The 2,987-nt window shown below is 74.1% G+C and carries 2 protein-coding genes and 1 pseudogene; all 3 read right to left on the reverse strand.

The features are described from left to right. Nucleotides 1-2,235 (reverse strand): type I polyketide synthase (locus ABZV34_RS38060; RefSeq protein ID WP_356287456.1); only part of this gene is annotated, 2,235 nt, incomplete at its 3' end. Continuing rightward, nucleotides 2,223-2,504 (reverse strand): acyl carrier protein, encoded by a 282-nt coding sequence (locus ABZV34_RS38065; protein WP_356287459.1) that lies wholly within the window; start codon nt 2,502-2,504, stop codon nt 2,223-2,225. The genes ABZV34_RS38065 and ABZV34_RS38060, both read right to left, overlap by 13 nt. 35 nt (nt 2,505-2,539) lie before the next feature. Next, nucleotides 2,540-2,987 (reverse strand): annotated as a pseudogene (locus ABZV34_RS38070) (acyl-CoA dehydrogenase); the annotation flags it as partial.

Below are 2,987 nucleotides of genomic sequence, written 5' to 3' on the forward strand. Positions count from 1 at the left end.
CTCGTCGCGGTGCTTCCGGCGGTGGCTGGCCGTGGGCTGGGCGTTGGGGGCGGGAGTGGCCGTGACCGGGCCGGCCAGGTCGGCGATCCGGGCCGCCAGGGCGGTGTCCGCCGAGCCCTGGGCGGCGTGCGGGACCGAAAGGCGGCGGGTGTTCAGCCCGTGTGCGGCCAGGTCGGCTGCGGCCTGTCGCAGTACGTCGGCGGTGCCCGACAGGACGGTGTCGTGCGGGCCGTCCACGGCGGCCAGGAACAGGCCGGGGTGGGCGGGGAAGATGCCGGCGATCTCCTGCGGGGTGGCGCGCACGCTCAGCATGCCGCCGTCGGGCAGGTCGTGTGCCGCGGTGGCGTGGGCGGCGACCAGGCGTGCGGCGTCCGGCAGGGTGAGCATTCCCGCGGCGACGGCGGCGGCGAGTTCGCCGGTGCCGTGGCCGAGGACGGCGTCGGGCACCACGCCCAGCTCGGCCAGGGTCCGGGTGAGGGCGTGGGCGACCGCGAACAGGGCGGGCTGGGCCCATCGGGCGTGGTGGATCGCGGGGTCGTCGGCGAGGATCAGGTCCCGTACGGAGTCACCGGTGTGGGGGCGCAGCGCGTCGTCGGCGTCGTCCAGGTGGCGCCGGTAGAGGACGGATTCGCGGTAGAGGGCGGCCGTCATGCCGGGTTCCTGGCAGCCCTGTCCGGGATAGAGGAAGGCGATGGCGGGCGGGCGCAGGGCGCGGTCGGTGACGCGGGCGAGGGTGTGTTCGTCGGTGGCGGCCGTGCGCAGGGTGTCGGCGAGTTCGGCGGTGTCGCGTGCGGTGAACACGGCCCGGTAGGGCAGGCCGGTCTTGACCTGGTTGCTGGTCCAGCACACCGAGGCGGCGTCGCCGCGCGGGCGCCGGGCCAGTGCTTCGGCCTGGGCGGTGAGGTTGCGGCGCAGTGCCTCGGGGGTGTCGGCGGAGAGCGTGAACGCCCCGGCGGTGGCCGGCCCGCGTACGGCGGTGACCGGGGTGCGGGGTGCGGAGGCCAGGACGGCGTGTGCGTTGGTGCCGCCCATGCCGAAGCTGCTGACCGCGGCGACCACTTCCTCGGCCGGCAGCCGCAGGGGTGCCTTGAGCAGGCTCAGTCCCCGTTCGGCGAGCCGTAGTTGGGGGTTCTCGCGGGTGGCGAAGCGGCTGGCGGGCACGATGCGGTGGTGCAGGGCGAGGGCGGTCTTGATGAGGCCGGCGATGCCGGCGGCGCCTTCGGTGTGGCCGATGTTGCCCTTGACCGAGCCGATCGCGCACGGTTCGTCGCGGGGCACGGCGTGCACCTCGCCGAGGGCCGCGCACTCGATGATGTCGCCGAGTGCGGTGCCGGTGCCGTGTGCCTCGATGAAGCGGACCTGGTCCGCGTCGACGCCGGCCCTGCGGTAGGCCGCGGCGACCACGGCCTGCTGGGACCAGCGGCTGGGCGCGCTGACGCCGTTGCTGCGGCCGTCCTGGTTGACGGCGGTGCCGCGGATGACGGCGTAGACGCGCTGGTGGTCCTCGAGCGCGTCCTGGAGGCGGCGCAGGACCACCACGCCGACGCCGTCGCTGCGGCCGATGCCGTCGGAGTCCATGCTGAACGGTTTGCAGCGGCCGTCCGGCGCCTTCAGTCCCATCTGCTGGTAGACCATGCCGAGCGCGGGGGTCAGGACGATGTTGACGCCGGCCGCCAGGGCGGTGGAACACTCGCCGGACAGCAGTGAGTTGACGGCGAGGTGCACGGCGACCAGGGACGAGGAGCAGGCGGTGTCCACCGCGAGGCTGGGGCCCTTGAGGTCGAGGTGGTAGGAGATCCGGTTGGCCGTCATGCCCGCGCTGCTGCCGGCGCCCAGTTGCGGGGTGACCCGCGCGTAGTCCCCCATGTGCAGTTGGGCCCACTCGCTGCCCATCACCCCGACGAAGACACCGGCGTCGCTGCCGGCCAGTGCGGAGGGGGCGCGGCCGGAGTCCTCCAGGGCCCGCCAGGCGCACTGCAGCAGGAGCCGCTGCTGTGGGTCCATGGCGGCCGCCTCGCGGGGCGCGATGGTGAAGAAGTCGTTGTCGAAGGTGGTGACGGTGTCGACGAAGCCGCCCTGGACGGTGTCGTCGAAGCCGGGTCCGCGGCGGTCCTCGGGCAGTGGGCCGATCGCGTCGCCGCCGCGCATCAGCAGGTCCCAGTAGGCCTCGACGCCGTGGGCCGCGGGGAAGACGCAGTCCAGTCCGACCACGGCGACGGCGTTCACCGTTGCCACCGGTCGGGGTCCGCGCCGCGTGACGTCAGATGGGTCGTCAGGTGGGCCACCGTCGGATGGTCCCAGACGAGCGAGGGTTCGACGACGATCCCGAAGTCGTCCTCGATGTCGCCGCACAGGCTGAGCGCGCACACCGAGTCCATGCCGTACTCGGCCAGGGGCACCGTCGACTCGATGTTCTCGGGCAGCCGGTCCAGGTAGACCGCCAGGTGCGTGATCAGCCACTGGTGGAGCGGGGCCTCGGTGTGCCACGGCGGGGAGGGAGTCATCCCTGAAGGCTCCTTGTCCTGGTACGGGCCCGTGCTCAGCCCGGGATCGGTGTGTTGTGCAGGTCGAAGCCGCGCCGGTCGCCGTAGCGGGCCAGGACTTCCCGGTGGACCCGGGCGGTGCACTCGGCGGGCAGGTCGGCGGCGGGGATGCCCAGCCGCCGGGCGATGCGGTGCAGGGCGGCGGCGGCCCACGCCGGGTCGGCCAGGAAGGGATCGGGGCCGCCACGGTTGTGGTGCCACACGCCCAGGACACAGGCCGCGGCGAGCACCAGCACGTAGCGGTCGGTCAGGGCGAACCAGGCGGGGCCCACCGGATGGGCGGCGTCTGGGGGCGGCAGTGCCAGTACCCGGCTGCGCAGTTCGTGCAGTTCGGCGCTCATCTGGCCGGCCAGGTTGCGCAGCGTGCGCTCGACGGCGGTGGAGCCGGGCACGGACGCGGCGGTGGCCAGCAGGGAGGCGCTGACGCTGTCCCGTCCGCAGGCC

Origin of the sequence: Streptomyces sp. NPDC005195, from assembly GCF_040608315.1 — a bacterium.
Lineage (GTDB): Bacteria > Actinomycetota > Actinomycetes > Streptomycetales > Streptomycetaceae > Streptomyces > Streptomyces kaempferi.